General features: G+C 62.5%; 6 protein-coding genes and 1 pseudogene. 3 read left to right on the forward strand and 4 right to left on the reverse strand.

Features of this window, described 5'->3' with window-relative positions; all coding sequences use genetic code 11:
- Positions 1–57: 57 nt before the first annotated feature.
- From BJY16_RS12495 to BJY16_RS12505, 3 genes are read right to left on the reverse strand one after another with little or no spacing between them, the layout of a single operon-like run.
- A complete protein-coding gene (locus BJY16_RS12495) occupies positions 58–3,486 on the reverse strand; it encodes a DEAD/DEAH box helicase family protein (RefSeq protein WP_185039624.1) in 3,429 nt (1,142 codons plus the stop codon).
- 46 nt (positions 3,487–3,532) lie between these two features.
- Positions 3,533–4,720: a restriction endonuclease subunit S gene (locus BJY16_RS12500; RefSeq protein ID WP_185039625.1), complete on the reverse strand. Its 1,188-nt coding sequence runs from the start codon at positions 4,718–4,720 to the stop codon at positions 3,533–3,535.
- Positions 4,717–6,237, reverse strand: coding sequence for a type I restriction-modification system subunit M (locus BJY16_RS12505; protein ID WP_185039626.1), 1,521 nt, complete (start codon positions 6,235–6,237; stop codon positions 4,717–4,719). Before BJY16_RS12505 ends, BJY16_RS12500 begins: the two co-directional genes overlap by 4 nt.
- A 1,274-nt stretch (positions 6,238–7,511) precedes the next feature.
- Between BJY16_RS12505 and BJY16_RS48945 the strand changes: the two are divergent.
- A pseudogene (locus tag BJY16_RS48945) lies at positions 7,512–7,601 on the forward strand (winged helix-turn-helix domain-containing protein); the annotation flags it as partial.
- An 831-nt stretch (positions 7,602–8,432) separates the two neighbouring features.
- Here the strand turns inward: BJY16_RS48945 and BJY16_RS12515 are convergent.
- The gene (locus BJY16_RS12515) at positions 8,433–10,769 is read right to left on the reverse strand and encodes a GmrSD restriction endonuclease domain-containing protein (protein WP_185039627.1); all 2,337 of its coding nucleotides are present in this window, start codon (positions 10,767–10,769) and stop codon (positions 8,433–8,435) included.
- Between the two features lie 325 nt (positions 10,770–11,094).
- Here BJY16_RS12515 and BJY16_RS12520 point away from each other — a divergent pair, with 325 nt between their 5' ends.
- Entirely contained in the window at positions 11,095–12,015 is a 921-nt protein-coding gene (locus BJY16_RS12520; protein ID WP_185039628.1) for a hypothetical protein, read from the forward strand.
- Positions 12,016–12,110: 95 nt separating this feature from the next.
- A complete protein-coding gene (locus BJY16_RS12525; RefSeq protein ID WP_185039629.1) occupies positions 12,111–16,316 on the forward strand; it encodes a response regulator in 4,206 nt (1,401 codons plus the stop codon).
- Positions 16,317–16,767 lie beyond the last annotated feature (451 nt).

The following is a 16,767-nucleotide window of genomic DNA, read 5'->3' on the forward strand; positions in this document are numbered from 1 at the left end:
CACCGATTCGGTGCTTCTGGGTTGCCAATCGGCTACATAAGACATCTGCCGTTGCCTTTACGAGGCCTCGGCTGCCACGGCAGTCTCGCGGATCCGGTCGAGTACGGCGACCAACGAGAACACGTCAGCATCGGGGAAGATGTCACCGGGACCACCTGGAGCGATGGCAGTGAACGGAGCCTCGTAGAGATCCGCCGCATTGACAATGCCGCGCTTGACGATGACTTCGGTCAACAGGTTTAAGAAGTGCAGCTGACTGGCGGTGAAGTTGCTGCTGGCCTGGAAGGCATCGAGCGCGGCGCTCGCCGCTTCACGTTCGAGCCCGGTCAGAGATCTCAGGAAGAGCCCGAGACCCTCGTGGGCTTCGGCGGCGGCGGCCACATCCTCCTCGGTGCCGAACCCGGAGGAGACGAACACCTCCTTGAGAGCTTCCAGATCAAGTGTCGTGATCTGCTTGTTCCGCCGCAGCTTTTGCACGGCCAGATTGTCCTCGTGGCCCCGCAGGTAGATCCGTACCTTGGCCTGGAAGCGGCTCTGGTCGGTTCCAACGACACTGCCGGGAAGGTCAACCTCGCCGAGCTCCCCGAGTTGATCCTCGAAGTCGGTGTAGACCACCGCCCGCCGAGTTCGTTCGATCAGCCTTACAAGGCCGCGGATTCTGCGACGCATCGTCTCCAGCATTGGCAGCGTGACGTCGACCCACCACTCTTCGCCAGCCAGTTCCTCGAGAAGCTGCTGCTGTGCGGCAACGGCCGGAATGGTCGTCTGATTCAGCAGCGCATTGGCGATGTCCTGCACCTGGGCGTGCAACGCATCGAAGCCCGGTTCACCGAGTACGGCCAGCTGGAGGCGAAGAGTTAGCAGGTCGAACCGCTTGGCCTCCTCACCGTTGTCGTCGTCGCCGTGGAACCCGGACGGCAACGGGGCAAGGTGCTCTACGACCTCCTGATGCCTCTCCGGCGTGACCCGGCCCCAGTGAGACCACTCGCCGTAGTACTCAACTTGGCGCCGGTGCGGCCTAACAAGAACGTTTTCAGGGTCCATGCTGCGTACTTCGACGTTCAGGTGCCGGGCGTTGAGCCATCGGATGTCAAGGTTGGAGACCGGTCCGCCAGTCTGCTCCTCGGAGGGCTGCCCGATGTCCTCAAGGATTTTGTCGAGAGCCAGTACGAGGTCGGCCCGGCGGCTGAAGATTCGTTGCTTGAGCGACGGTGTCACCTTGCCCTCGGCCGTGGCCATGCCAGCCTTGAAGAACTCGACGTTCTGGCACAGGTCGAAGACGAGGAAGCCCTGCTTGTCCCGCCCTGGCCCGAAGAGATCCGGTCGAAGGCGTGTGCCGCGGCCGATCATCTGCCAGAACTTGGTTTTGGACCGAATGAGCTTGAAGAAGACCAGGTTGACAACCTCGGGCACGTCAATGCCGGTATCCAGCATGTCGACCGAGATCGCGATGTGCGGATCCTTCTCGGGCTGCGTGAAGTTGTCGATCACGCTCTGCGCGAAGGCCGTCGAGTGCGTAATGACCTGCGCGAAGTTTCCGGCATGTTCCGGGAAGGCAGCGTCGAATCGCTGTCGAATGAACTCGGCGTGCGCCTGGTTCTTGGCGAAGACGATCGTCTTGCCGAGCCGGTCACCGCCAGCCACCTTGGCGCCGTGTGTCATCAGGGTCGCCAGCGCCTTATCAACCGTGTCGGCGTTGAAGAGGAACTTGTTCAGTTCCTCCGAGCTGATCTCGGTGGGAACGGTTCCGTCTTCATCCCACTCGAGAGCGTCCCACTCCTCCTTCTCCTCCTCCGAGAGATCGTCGTACCGGATGCCCTGTCGCTGGAACTTCAGCGGTACGTCGACCGTGCGCGGCGCGACGAGGTAGCCCTCGGAGACCGCCTCCTCCAGGCTGTAGGAGTCGGTCGGCACCCCGCTCTCGAGATGGAAGAGGCGGTACGTGTTTCGGTCGATCTCATCCTTCGGCGTCGCGGTCAGGCCAACCAACAGCGCGTCGAAGTAGTCGAAGATTGCCTTGTACTTCTGGTAGATCGACCGGTGAGCCTCATCCACGATGATCAGGTCGAAATAGCCGGGTCCGAAACGGCGCCGGTCCCCGTCCATCTCGTTGAGCAAGCCCATCATCGTCGGGTAGGTGCTGACCACGACCCGGGCGTCCGGGTTCTTCTCCGTGAGCAGGTTGACCGCCGGCATACCGGGCAGGTGGGCCTTGAACGCGTTCACCGCCTGGGTGACTAGTGCCTTGCGGTCGGCCAGGAACAGTACGCGCTTGACCCAGTTCGCCCGAGCCAGCTGATCGACCAGCGCGATCACTGTGCGGGTCTTGCCTGAGCCGGTCGCCATCACGAGCAGGGCGTGCCGCTGTTTCCTGGCGAACGTGTCGCCGACCTGGCGGATCGCGCGGGATTGATAGTGCCGGTTAACGATGTCGTCGTTGATCGTCACCCCGGCCAGAGCGTGCTTGCTGGCTCGGCGCTGGATCAGCAAGCGCAGCTCATCCTTGGTGTAGAAGCCCTGTACCGGCCGCGGCGGATAGGCCAGGTCGTCCCAGATGAAGGTCTCGTAGCCGTTGGTGTAGAAGATGACCGGCCGCTGCCCGAACATCTGCTCTAGCGCGTCCGCGTAGCACTTGGCCTGCTGCTGCCCTCGCTGCGCGTCGTAGGTGGCACGCTTGGCCTCGACCACGGCTAGGGGTTTGCCGTCGTCGTCCCACAGCACGTAGTCGACCTTGCCCTTGCCGGTCTTGCTTGCCGACGCGGGCAACCCTTCAACCGGATACTCCCGGTCCTGTGGGTTCTGGAGCGTCCAGCCAGCTTCGCGCAGCAGCAAATCGATGATGAATGTGCGAGTGTCCGCCTCGTTGTAGTCATGCTCATCAGGGCGCGACTCATTGGCCTGTTTCGCAGCCTTGATCTGCTCGCGCAATCTCGCGAGTTCGGCGTCGAGGTCCTGGCTGCGGCGACGCTCCTCGGCCAACTCCGCCTGTTGTTTGGCGAACTCTTCGGCCTGCTTCTGAAGCTCAGCGAGTTGCTGCTGACGACGCTGCGCCGGCCGCGGGATAAGGCTCGTGTCGAACTGCAGGCCGGCGTCCGGCACGTTGTCCGGGTTGCGGGCGTAGCGCCGAGCGATCCAATACGTCACCTGGAACAGTTCGCCGACCACCCGGACGGAGTCGATCTCCGGAACCTTGGTAGTGCGGTGAACCGCTCGGTTCCCGACCCGGCGGATCAGGTCCATCTTCGCGCGAATCGCCGGGCCGACGAGCGTGAGTAGCGTCGGCTCGGCGATCATCGCTGAAAGGTCATCACGGTAGGGTGTACGCAGCTTCTCATCGGCCTGGTAGAGCCAGATGAGCCCGAGTTCCAAGCAGCGTCGAGCGTAGAAGCAGGAAGCGCGTGGGTCGGCCACAGCGATGTGCTCCGCTCTTGCGGCTTCATCGAACAGCTCTGGCCACTCCGACTCAAGAAACCCGAAGTTTCCCACCCGCGCCACGCTCCCCGGTTCAAGCCGTCAATCCAGTCTTATCACTCTACAACTCACCACGAAAGGCTCGGTCACGCAATGCTTCGAAGAGAGCCTCAAGCTCAGAGAGTTGTTCCTGCTGGACTTGCCGAACCTCGCTAAGGTGAACGGCGTATCGGCTGAATGCCTCTTGCCGCTCCAACGGCGGGATTACGATCTCAATCTTCTCGAGAGCTCCCTGGTTCACCTTAAACGTTCCGTTGGTCGTCCGCGCAGACACTTCGATCTGGCGACGAACCAGTCGGGAATGCCATATCCTCTGCATAAAACTTGGGAGCAGTTTGTCTGGCCTGACGCGAGCGGCAATCGCGGTGTCGGGGAAAGTTGTATCGGGCATGCTTTCCGAAGGGAAGGCTCCCCGTCCTACTAGATCAAGATTCCCATTTCCGCGGCAGATTAGGAAATCTCGAGCATCCACGAGATGATTCTTCGATGGGGTTTCGTTAAACTTTGCCGCCTTGGTAGATCCTTGATTGAAAGCGCGACCTGTGATGGCAGAAAGTGTGAGAACCCTACCTTCGATCATTCCTGTGCTCGAAGGCGAAAGTCCGTTCCGCAGCGGTATCTGCAGAACTGTTGCTAGATTCTCCAGTGGCCACTCGCCCGGATTTCGCTCCGGGTTGCCAAAATATTCTACAAATGCGGACTCCTCCAAAGAATCAAGGGTTTGAATCGTCGACCGGCGAGCGGCGCGTAGCGCATCGGCCTCGTCTAGTATCTCGGCGATTCGCTGCTGTTCCTTCAATGCTGGTAGTGGGATTTTGAGGTGCTTCAACTTGTCGACCGGGAAGTTGTCGGCAGTGGTCGCTCGAACCCACCCGAGAATCTCGGGCGATTTATATTTTATGTAGTGAGCAAGGTAGTCGGAGTTGATGTCTGGAGAGCAGATCAAAGCCTTCATATCTTGATTTATCGCCACCGGAACTTTAGCGATCCCTACCGGTAGCGTGTGCTTTAGAACCCCAGAGCGAACCACGACGAGCACGGCGCCTTCAGGAGCCATGCGGGCAGCGCTATTTTGCAGGCCTTGCTCTGTGATCCGGACCTGGGCATCGGTGATGTCCCAGCGTTTCATATCCTTCGGGGTTACCCAAGGAATGGAGCCGCCGTAGTAATCGGCATTTTGGCGGCTCGGTGTGCCTCCGCCGATGAAGTTGACCAGTTGACCGATGGGAACCTTCGAGGAGGCGTTCACGAGAGCATTCCCTTGAGGTTGTTAAGGCGATGTTGGATGCTCGCCTCAAGGCGTTCTAGTTCGTCAAATACTTCTGAGGTTGGGCGATGCTCGATCTCCTGCTCAACCGTCTCCTTGTAGCGATTGAAGCTGAGGTCGTAGCCTTGTGTGGCAATCTCCTCACGGGAAACGCAAAAACTGTAATCTGTGCGGGAGCGATCCCGTTCCGTGCCGTTGCGGCGCGCCCACCGTGCTAGAACGTCGGGTAGGTTATTTTTCGTTTTTTCTCCGTCTAGAAGGGGTTCGGTTGGCCTGCACCCGAGCTTCGCCTCGGCTAGAAGCGGGGTGCGCTTGTCATCGAGGCTAAATCCGTCGGCAGTTACTTCGTAGAACCAGACTTCATCAGTCCCGCCGCTGTCGGTGCGAACAAAGGAGAGGATAGCAGTGGATACCCCAGCGTAAGGCTTAAATACGCCGCTAGGGAGCTTTACTACCGATTCAAGTTTGTGCTCTTCGACCAGCATGCGGCGCACGTCTCTGTGTGCCTTTGTTGACCCGAAAAGTACCCCATCGGGCACGATTACGGCGGCACGACCCCCAGGTTTGAGCAGGCGCAAAAAAAGTGCTAAGAAGAGTAGTTCAGTCTTTTTTGTCTTAACGATCTGTTGAAGGTCCTTGGCGGTAGCTTCGTAGTCAAGACTGCCAGCGAAGGGTGGATTCGCTAGGATCATGGTGTACTTGCCGGCGTCGCTAGACGCACTCTCTGCGAGGGAATCGCGATAGCGGATGTCTGGTTGCTCAACCTCGTGCAACAGCATATTCATGCTTGCGATCCGCAACATGGTGCGATCGAAGTCGAAACCATGGAACATGCTGCTGTTGAAGTGACTTCGTTGTTCAACGTCGAGTAGGGCGTCCCGATGGGTGCGACTAACATACTGCGCGCTGGCAACGAGAAAACCAGCAGTACCGCAGGCGGGGTCGCAGATCTCGTCACCTGGTCCGGGCGCCATCATCTCTACAATCAGCTCGATGATGTGCCGTGGCGTCCGAAACTGACCGTTCTGGCCCGCTGTGGCGATCTTGCCGAGCATGTACTCATAGAGGTCGCCTTTGGTATCACGCTCGCTTAACGGGAGCCCGCCGATCATGTCGACGACCTTTGCAAGCAGTGTCGAGGTCGGGATGGTGAACCGGGCGTCGCGCATGTGGAGCGAGTAGGTTGACTCGTCGCCGCCGAGCTGGCGCAGCCACGGAAAAACCTGATCTTGAACAACTTTCAGCATGTCGTCGGGATGGCCAAGCGCGGTGAACTGTGTCCAGCGCAGGTGGTTGTCCGCTTCGGTATAGATCGGATCTTTAATCGGCTGTTTGGTATGAGTGGCGATGCCCTCTTTGCGTCGCTGTAGGTCGTCCAGGCGCTTGATGAACATCAAGTAAGTGATCTGCTCGATCACTTCCAGCGGGTTGGAGATGCCGCCCGACCAGAAGGCGTCCCATACCCGGTCAATCTTGCTCTTGAGTTCGCCAGTGATCACCCGCCGCAGCCTACTCACGAAGACTCCCAGCTCAAGGACTTGGGGTCCGACATCAAGAGAAGTCGAGCTGTCGTGGGACTGGAGGCTTCGTCCGCTGACACATCGACTCGTAACGGCGACCGTGTGCTGCTCGGCCGCCGGGTCAAAGGCATGCTGACAAGCGGAGGTGCCCCCGGACGGTCCCGTGGGTGTCCTCCCCACTCACGTACGACAGTACTCACGCAGCCGCCGACTTCGCCTACCTGACGGCGGCGAGACGAGATCGCTTTCGCGTCGCCCGTACCTACGGCGGTCGGACCGCCCACGGGTACGCCGATCGGCCTTGGGCCAGTGCAACGCCTCCGACCGTTCCGTACGCCGTTTACCTAGCGGACGGCGAGTCGTTTCGTACCCTAGCCTTCGATCTTGATGCGAAGCCGGGAGCGGACCCAGAAGCTGATGCAGCACGGCTGCGCGGCTTGCTCGATGAGGCCGGGATCAAACATGTGGAAGCGATCTCGGGGCCGTCCGGTGGCCGGCACTTGATCGCAACGTTCCGTGATCCGTTGCCCGCTGACACGGTCCGGGCGCTGGCCCTTGCCTTGCGCTCTACTCTTGTTCCGTCGCTGGACCCGACGCCGCTGTGCAACCCTGGGACTGGTGCGATCCGCCCACCAGGATCGCCACACCGGTCAGGGGGTTTCTCGACCTTGATCACACCGGTTGCGGAAGCCCGCACGCTTCTCTGTGACGGTAACGCGCGATCTGCCTTTGATCATCTTCTTGGGCTTGTCGCTCACCCTTCGACGACGTTAGTCATCAGGGAAGCGGTGGAGCCTCGGCACGTACGCCCGCTTCCCGCCCATATCGTCCGCATGGAGCAGTTCGGCGATGAGGACGGCCGGTACGGCGATCGGTCATCTCTCGCCGCCGCCATCTGCCTCAGCTACGTCAATGCTGGCCGGGATTATAAGGAGTTCGAGGAAGCCGCTGTCGATCCGTCACGTCTCGGTCTCGACCATCTGCGCCGTGAACAGCTCGGTCATGGGCATGTTCGTGACCGTTCAGAGGCCCAGATCCGCATGGCCGCTGCTCGGATGTGGCAGCGCCGCATGGTCTACGCCGCGGAGCATCCGCCAGAGCGCTCCGGCGCCTTCGATGAAGATGTCGAGCGCGAACTCGATGCGCTCTGCGCTGCTATGCGAGCTGTCCCCAGGCGTTGGGGCGGGCTGGGCGGTCCCAGCGATCAAGCCGTCCTCTCGGCGATCCTCGAGACGGCGAGGCGGTGCAACAAGATGGTCATAGGCTGTGCCAACCGTACGCTTGCTGAACGGACCGGGAAGTCTCGGACCGCTGTATGGCGGTCGATCAAGTCGCTGCTGGAGGACGGCTGGCTCGTCATCGATACGCCCAGCGCGGGACCGAACGCTACGACATACCGCCTGGCGATTCCGGACGCCGTACTGTCGGGCTTGGCAGAGGCGCCGAAGGGCCAGCGCTCTGATGGTGACGTACGCGTGTCACTAGACCCGGCGCCCTGCACAGATCACACGCTGCAGACCGGCCTCGCCATCCAGGCGCACGATGCCATGTCGAACAGTAAAGGGCTGGGCCGCCATGCAGCTGTCGTCTTCGCTGCCCTCACCAAAGCAGCCGGAACAGCTGTCGACGTGGTCCGCCGTACCGGCCTCGTTCTCCGCACCGTCAACCGTCATTTGAGGCGGCTCGAGAGCTGGGGTCTGGTACGTCTCGTAGATGGGACCTGGAGTGCTCGCGACATTCGCCAACTGGACCGTGCCGCACGCGAGCATGGCGCGGTAGGTGCCGCAACGGAGCGGGCTACCGCGCATCGCCATGAGCGGGAGGCCTATCACTGGTACCTCGCCGACCACGCCGCGCGCCGGGGATGGACGCCAGAGAAGGGCTTATGGCAACCCGGGCACCATGCCCTGGTCCATGGCGACCGCCGGCCCGTACCCTCTCTCCCCTTTCCTCGGCGTGATGGTCGTGCTGTCTTTCGGGATGCACTTGACCTTGTCGTCGCTGGGCAGGGTCCAACACTGGAAAGTGTCGAAGCTGTGCTCAAGGCCTCATCCGCCGGACAGACGGCCGCGCTGCCGTCACCAGCAGCGCGGCGCGCATCGATTACTACGTCGAGCCGGTCGAAGAGTGCCCGTCGTCTCGCTGCACCAGCCAGCGACTCCTCGTCGGCGGGCTCACTTGAACCACCGGTTGTGCTGATAGGCGAAAGCGTCGGGCCCATCGAGCTCCTGCGTGGTGTTGTTGAGCCGGGCGAGGAAGACCGAGCCCTTGGTTCCAGTCTTGGTGCGGAGTGTGTACACCGGCTCCGAGGCGGGCGCGACGTCTATGCGAGCGACCGTGCGGCTGTCGATGCTGCTGAACCTGACGGTGACGTTAGCCATGGCGCCCTTGCCGAAGTCCAGGATCAGCAGCTGGGTGAGCCACTGCTCCCAGGCGTCGGTGTTCTTCTTGGTGAAGACCGTCAGGTCCTCCTCCAGGCCGAGCACGTTCCCGTCGTCCTCGACGCCGACGAGCAGCGTCCCTCCGTGGCCGTTCATGAAGCCGGCGACCGTCTTGGTCACCGCCCACTCGATCGCACGGTCCTTCTGACCGGTAGAAAGGTTCTTCCGGCCGGTCGACTTGAACTCGACGATCTTGCTCTCGCCCGCCATGATCAGCGCCTGGATGCTACGAGCCAGCGCGGCCCCGCCTTGGTACTCGGCGAACGGGCTACCGTGGTTGTCTCCGCGGTTCACGGGCCGGCCAGTCGCATCCTCAATCTGCCGGATCAGTCGTTCGTAGCGAGCATCGAAGACGGCCCGGAAGTCGTCCTGCCGCAGAGCGACCGGGTCGATGTCGTGACTGGCGATGATCGCGTCCAAGTCCTGGGAGTCCACTGGCAGGTCGGCTTCGACTGCGGCCAGGTACTTGCTCGGAGCGTTCGTGCCGATGTATCCCCAGGTCTGTCCGTCGATGGCGGTCTTGTTGACGATGCAGTTGGCGTAGCCGCTGTCGATGCCGTTCGCCGCGCACCACTTCTGCGGGAAGATGTGGCGGATGTCGATCGAGTCGGCGGCATAGGCCTTGGCGTCGATCGTGTCGCCGGTCCGGAAGTCACGACCGCCGCGTTTCATGGCGAGCGCGTAGAGACCTTTGTAGGCGGCACTGTTCCGGGTCCGAAGGCCCAGGAGCCGTTCGGCCTGGAACTGGGACTCGCGGACCGTCCGCGGTTCTTCACCGTCGTCCTGGATCCAGCTGAGAACGTCTTGCAGGTCGTTGGCGAATCGGGTGTCGGTGGTACCCCCGTACAGCTCTCCGAATACTCCGCACCAGTACCACTGGCGCAACTTCGCTCGGGGTGCAGGCTTGAAGGCGTCTTCGCCCAAGAGCGTGAGGATTGCGGTCAACGGCACCAACTGCGTGCTGTACGGAAGGTCGCGGGCACGGAAGATGCGCTCACCATGCAGAAAGCGCACGACGCGCTGAAGCGTGTCGGTGACGGCGTCGGCCCAGCCCTTGTACCCGCTCAGCGGCAACGACAACATCTCGCGACGCTTGGCGGATACTCCTGGAACGCGGTCACCACGAACCCGCTCCTGCATACGTTCTTCCCAGCGACTTCGGGTCCAGAGCAGGGTCACGATCTGGAGAAAGGTCGTGGCGTCCAGATCGGCGAGTAGCGGCTCATCGGCCCAGGTCGCCTGCCGCCGCTCCCAGTCGTCCCGCAACCTGAAGTCCTCCGCGGCGAACGTCGCCGTGAGCAGCTCGAACACCGTCAGTTCAACACCCCCGGTGTTGACCTTCTCGAAGACCTGGCAGACAGCTTCCTTGGAGGTCTTCTGGTCGAGCGCAATCCGGGGGACGCTGTAGTGCAAGAAGGGCGAGATCAGCGCCTCCTGAAATCGCTTCCAGATCTGGAGTTGCTGGTCCATCGACGGTCCTGCCTGCAGGTAGGCGTACTGCCAGTCGAGGGTGGCGTTCTGATCCAGGACGATGTCAAGGGGGAAGAGGCCGGCCTTGCCGGCTCGTACTTGGGCGTCGGTCGTAGAAGCATCGAGGAGGAGTTCGCCGCGAGAGCTCAGCCGCCGTTTGTCGGCCGGGAGCGACAGAATGGCCTCGTTCCGATCAGCGTCCGGGTCGATGCAAGCGTCGATGTCGGCGAAGTACCAGCGCTCGACCTCCTTCTTCCGGGTGTCCCGAGTCCGGACTGGTGCCCCAGAGCGAAGGGCCAGGTAAAGAGACGTAGTCCGTTGCTGGCCATCGAGCAGTAGGTACTTAGGGTTGGTGGTCGCCGTGGCGCTCGGAGCTCCCTCCAACGGCCGGGGCCGGAACCGAACCTCGGCGTTGCCAGTTTCGAGCGTCATCACGGCGCCGATTGGGAACGAGCGAGAGACCGACGCGAGCAGGCTTACGATGTGGTCGTCGTCCCAGACCCATCCCCGCTGGAAGTCGGGAAGCTGCAGCACACCTTGGCGCGCTTGGTTCAACAGGTCTGCCAGCGGAACATCGCCGCTCTCGAACGTCTTAGCCACTCCAGCCCTCCCGAGGCTCGCTCCCGAGCCACAGTAGACGTCAACTCGTCCGCATGTCCCGCCTCCGGAACTGGATCTTGCGCAAGGGGCCGGTACTCCGACAGCATCTCGAAGCGCGACGACGTTTCGATGATTGGATCGGGGAGCCGTTCATGGCGGACGGCGCTGTGGCGGCCTGATCGGTGGAGTCCGATGATTCATGTCCGGTTCGCCAGCCGGTTCGAGCGTCCGGTCTGGATCATCCAGACGATGGTGGAAGGTGCCGCGACGCTGGATAGTGGTGGGCAACCGAACAGAGGTGGGTGACCTGGTGGCTGGGGAAGTCATGGACGTGCTGGCGCTTGAGTACGCCGAACGACAGTTGATCGTCGTTCAGCGTGACGAGCAGATTCTCGCGCACCGTCGCCGGTCCGACGCCGACTCTGAATCAGGGCAGTCCATCGCCGCGGCCTTTAGCAGAGGCTTGACGAGCAGCGCCATCCTTTCCCCTCTTTTTCTGCTTCCCCGGGTAGCGCTGCGCGGTCTCCCGCGGCCTGGGCTTGGCGGCCGTGGGCCAGTAGTGGCCCTGGCTGTCGCTGGTGTGGCAGTCGCGGCTGGCGCTGCCGCTGGCGTAGCAGCCGATATGAAGCAGTCGTCGTCGGCCGAGCCTTCTGTGCGCGGAATCCTTCCTCTCCGTACAGCCGAGATTGCCAGCCTGCAACTGCCGCTCGGGCATCCGCTGTTCGACACGGTTTACGTCGGGCACCCTGCTCGGCCAGCTTCCTACTATCCACTTGCCGACTTTCATCGGCGGGCCTTCGAGCACAAGTTCAGTGAGGCCCTGCGGCTGGTGACCAGCCTTGGCGCGACGACCATCAAGGTATCCGCGGTTCAGGGGTGGGGCCGCGAGTTCTCAGCCGGCCTGCAAGTGGGGCTGCCGACCGCGAAGAGCGCGGGCGCCAAGGTGAAGTCGCGTGAGTCCCGCAGGCGGGAGTTTCTGTACTCTGCCGAACTCGCTGGGTCGACTGATCCGGTCATCCCGTCAAACCTCGTTTGGTACCCGCACGAGGATGCATGGCAGGAGATTGCCCGGCAGCGGGTGGAGCACGGACTGCGGTCGTTCGAACTGCGGGTCACCTACCAGGACGACTTTTCAGTGACCAGCGAACTGGCTGCGGAGGTAGCGCAGGCGAACTTCAAGCTCGGCGGCGAGTTCGAGCGGCAGCAGTCAACCATCTGGGCAATCACCGGGACATTCGCGTGCTGAGTCGACCGCTCGCCTTGCGGCAGCCCGGCTGCCCCATGCACTCCACCGCCAAGTAACGTTGCGCGCTCCTGTGCGTTCGGGAGGAAGCCGTCGGCATGTCGTACCCCATCGTTGCCTCTCTTCCAGACCCGACCTCGGCCGCAGACGATTTGCGGCTCGGCGACTCGCTTGTCGCCGCGCTCGGCGAGCGAGGTTGGCGAGTAGGTGACGACCCCTTGCGAGCACGCTGGTTGCGGCTTGCGGCCTGCCATTCCACGTTCTTGTACGAGTTCGGCTCTCTGCCGATTTCCACCGCAGTGTTGGCGGTGCTCGGGAAGGTGGGTGCCACTCACGTAACGCTTGCGGTGGCCGACCTCGTCGTGGAACGCACCCGTCCGGCCGAGGTTGGAAAGCAGAATCACATCGTTGCCCACGTGCCTGGAAGGATTGCCCCACTTCTAGCCAAAGCTTTGACTGTCGCCGAGGCGATGAACCTGGGCAAGGGCGAGGAGCCCAACCGGCACGGCGCGTCTCGTCTGGCTGAGGATGTCATGCACCAGATCTTGGGTGTGGTGGTGCTCCTCGGAGGCTACGAAGCTGTCAAGCGGTTGGTCGCAGACTTCTACGAAGAAGCACTCGCGCAGGTGCTTACGGACGGTGTCGACTGGTGGGGTGAGCTGACGCGCCTCGTACCGGCTCACGAGCTGACGGTCAACAACCACAAAGAAGGTCCAGAGCATCAGCCGAGGTTCGTTACGGAGATCATCGACGTCCAGGGGCGGGGAGGACGTGCTGAGTCTCCAAAGCGAATCGGCTCGAAGAAGCTGGCAATACAGGACTACCTGCGTAAGACCGGTCGTTATGGCGTAGTCATGGCGCGCTCAGGCGCGCAGTCCCTCCAACGGCTCGACGGTGAGCCTCGCCCCTACGCGCCGAGGCGAGGCCCGCGGGAGGAAATAGTCGCGGACCTGGCGGCGACGCTCCAGATCAAACGGGAGCATCAGGCCTACCTGCAGCAGGCGCTTACTCATAAATCGTGGGCTTATGAGAATCAGCCCGTAGTGCGGCAGGCCCGGCAGAATCACTACGAGCTCTTGGCCAACCACGGCTCTTACGTCGTCGGAGCGGTGTCCGCTGCAGAGTTCACGGTGGACCTGCTGCGCCGGACCCTCAAGCCCAGCGCCGAAGACAGCGCGATTCACTCTTGGCCTGAGCGCTGTTACGTCGCCATGTTCGAACGATTTGTACAGGAATCAGCCGTGCTCCGCGGCCGAGGCGAAGCACAGTGCAAGCCGCGCATGAAGGCGGACGTCTTTCAGGCGCTCGCTTCGGTCGCCTGGCGCTTCGGCGAGAACGGCGTGCCGAAAGCGGTGCGCGGCTGGATCCTGCGAGAGACTCTTGCTCAGAGTTTAGACGAGTTCAGCCGATTGCAGCGGCTGTGCGCGGTCTTCGGCGGTGAGGTCACTTCCGACCACACCGCAGAAGGGCCCCATCACGATTCGCGTTTCACCGCGACAGTTAATCTCCGTATCGACGATCTTGAGGTCGTTCGTACCGGCCCGCCCACTCCGGGAAAGAAGGAGGCCACGCGGCTGGCCGCCGAGCGGTTCTCTCAAGTCTTCGCGCTAGGGCCGGATTTACGGGTGGCTGACCTGAAAGCCGAAGACCGGGCGGACGGCATGCGGCTCTTGCCCCATCTCGCTAAGCGATTGCCGCTGACGCGCGGCCGCAATCTCCGGCGCTGTATTGAGGAAGGAGTTCTGGGGCTAGGCCTGCTCGCTACGTCCGACCACGACATAGAGAGCTTTCTGGCCTGGGCGGAGGAGGCCGACTCGCTAACCGGCCCGCTCGACGGTGAGGCGTTCGGCAGTCTGGTGATCGCCTACGGCAACACCGTGAGAGCACGGCCACGGCCACGGCTGGAGCACGCGTTGCGAGAGCTGGCGGCCTGGGTACGCAGTCTCGATCCCGAAGGTGAGGTCGTAGTCCGCGAAGCACCACAGTGGGATCTCCTACTCGCTGTGGCGGGCGCGTTACGGGCCGGCGCCGCTCACCAGGGAAAAACGGTCGACGAGGTTGCCGGAGCCCGGCTGGTGTCTGGGCCACAATCGGCGGCTCTTCTCACCGCAGCCGACGCAGCTGCCATGGATGAACTACTCCGAGAGCTACCGGAAGCCTTCGCCGAAACAGTTCGGTTCCGGCGGTTGCCCGACGGGGTCCGCGTAGAGTTCGCCACCGCGGCTCAGGTTGAGAGTAGCCGGGTCCGTACTCTGATCGGATTGCTTGCCGAGACGGCACCCGGCCTCGGCCTCTTCGCAGGGCCCGACAAGCAGACGCTGAGCGCCACTTATGCACCCGACCCTGCCGAGCAGTCATTCGCGGCGGCAGGCCGGCTCGCGGCTCACGGCCCGCAAGACCGGGACGGCACCGCCATCCTGGCGAACGTTTTACACAGGCTCAAGAACGAGTTGATCGGCATGGAGGATGTAGCGCGAAAGGCTGCGCTGGCTGGCGACCGGGTGACCCGCTACCGCCGGCTCGCCGACGTCGCTCGGCATCACGAAGCTGCGGTTCTTCTGGCCGATCACCTGGATCGAACTAACCAGGCGCTTGCGGATGCCGACGAGGAGTTGACCGAGTTTGGTCCTTGGATCGACGAATACTGCGCCGCCAAGACCCTTCAGATCGCAGACCGGACGAACATTCGCCTGGTCCCGCCGCCAGAGTCACGGTCTTGCGAAATCTCCCTATCGCCGTCGCTGCTACGCGAAGTGCTGGATAACCTCATCAAGAACGCCGTCGAGGCGATGCCGGGCGGCGGCCAGATCACCGTCGACTGGCATACCGAGCCGGGCCATGTATTCGTTGTCGTACACGACGACGGCCCGGGGCTGCCCGACGAGGTCCGTACGGCCTTTCTGCAGGGCGAGACAGTGACCACCACCAAGGAGCACGGCTCTGGAATGGGGTTGTGGCTCGTCCGCAACGACCTTCGTCGGTTGGGTGGCACGATCTCTGATGATCCCGCGGCGGAAGGCCAGCGTTGGGTCATTGACCTGCCGCGCGAGGAAGTGACCGCAGACACGTCGGGTCGAGCAGCGGCACGGGCTGCAGAGACACAGACGCATTCGCGTCGGACAGTCCGGATATTGGTAGTGGATGATCAGGAAAACGTCGCGCGAACGATGGCTGGGCACCTCGAGCCGATCGCTGCTCAGGTAGTGATTGCGCATGACGGAAATAGCGCCCTGACCAGGCTGGCAACCGAACACTACGACGTGGTGGTCACCGATTTGCAGATGCCGCCTGAGCCGTGGGGCGGCCTGTGGTTGCTGAGGCGTATGAAGGACGACGGGCATCGAGTGCCGGTGGTGGTGCTTTCCGGCGAGGGGAACATCGACCAGGTGATCGAGGCGCTCAACGCCGGGGCAGCCGGTTATGTGACCAAGATCGATGCAGCCGCCAAGCTCGCCCCTGCCGTAGAGGAAATCCTGGCTGCTCTCCGGAGGCGCAGCCGGGACGAACTGCAGCATCTGCCGTTGCCGCTGGCGCTCGGCCTGCAGCGTTACGAGTCGGAAACGGTCCCGAATCTGCGGGTGCGGGCTGGGCATATGGCGCTAGAAGATGCTCTTCGATTTATTGGCGCGGTAGGGCTGGGTGAACTCCTTAACGCTGACCCTGACGCCCGCGTTCCTGCTTCGGCGCTCGCAAGCCAGATGATGCTGGGCAAGTGGGTTGAGCTGCTGAAGGAACTCGGCCCGCGGCTGGCTCAGGACTCGTACGCCGGCCAGGTCATCCGAAGTCTCGACCTGGACAATCTCAAAGTGGCGAAGTCTGGTCGCAACGTTGTCGGTCACAGCTCGGAGCGCCCGAACGACGAGGTGAGCCGCATGCTGGGCGAGGTCGACCCGCTTCTGGAGCAGTTCGCTGCGGCCCTGCGGCATATTCCGAACCGCACCGTGATGATCGCTGAAACTATGCGGTTGAGAGCGAAGCGGTACGCGGTCTCCGCTTTTCGAGTGACTGGCACTGGGCCTGTGCTGCCAAGTGCCGAGTTGACCAGCGATGTCGGACTCGAGGAAAACTCTGTGGGTCTGTACCGGGAACGAACCGGCTCATGGATTCCGGTAGGCCCCTGGATGACAGCCAAGCCCGGCGGAACGCGAGGCGAGTGGCAGATTTTCGTCATCGACGGTGTTCGACGCGGGACTCGCAGTCGGCCGTCAGAGCTCGTCTATCACCCGTTCGGCCGCGGGGAGAAGTACAGGACAGCGGCCGACGAGGACGTTGAGAACCTAATCCGGCGATCGACGGCGCGATAATGCAGTAGCCGTTCCGGCGTGAGACGATACCCAAGCCGTAGGTAGCGTGCGCGTACTGCGGTACCGGGGACGGTCGGTGCAATGACAGACCCGACGCCCGAGTGTCTCCCGCCCGCCGCTCCCAGTGATCTTTCCGCGCCCACGTCTGGGCGAGTCCTCTTCCTCCGCCTTTACAACGAGGCCGTTGATGCTGTCCGAGGCGCTCTGGAGGCGCCGGCACCCTTAGCGACGGATACAGGCTTCCCTCCTGAGGGGTCTGGCGATCACAGCCGAGTGCGGCAAGAAGACTCCGCCGCCGCAGCCTTCAAGTCAGCCGTCGACGGCCTCTTCGCGAGTGACCAACCGGTGGAGTGGGCCGAGGTTGACGTGGTGGGTTGATCAAGACATGGAAACGGCTGAGGTCAGTCGCAGGTCATTTGGTCAGCAGTGAGCTTCAAGGTTCTCCCAGTTC

The sequence above is a fragment of the Actinoplanes octamycinicus genome (genome assembly GCF_014205225.1).
In the GTDB taxonomy this organism is placed as follows: domain Bacteria; phylum Actinomycetota; class Actinomycetes; order Mycobacteriales; family Micromonosporaceae; genus Actinoplanes; species Actinoplanes octamycinicus.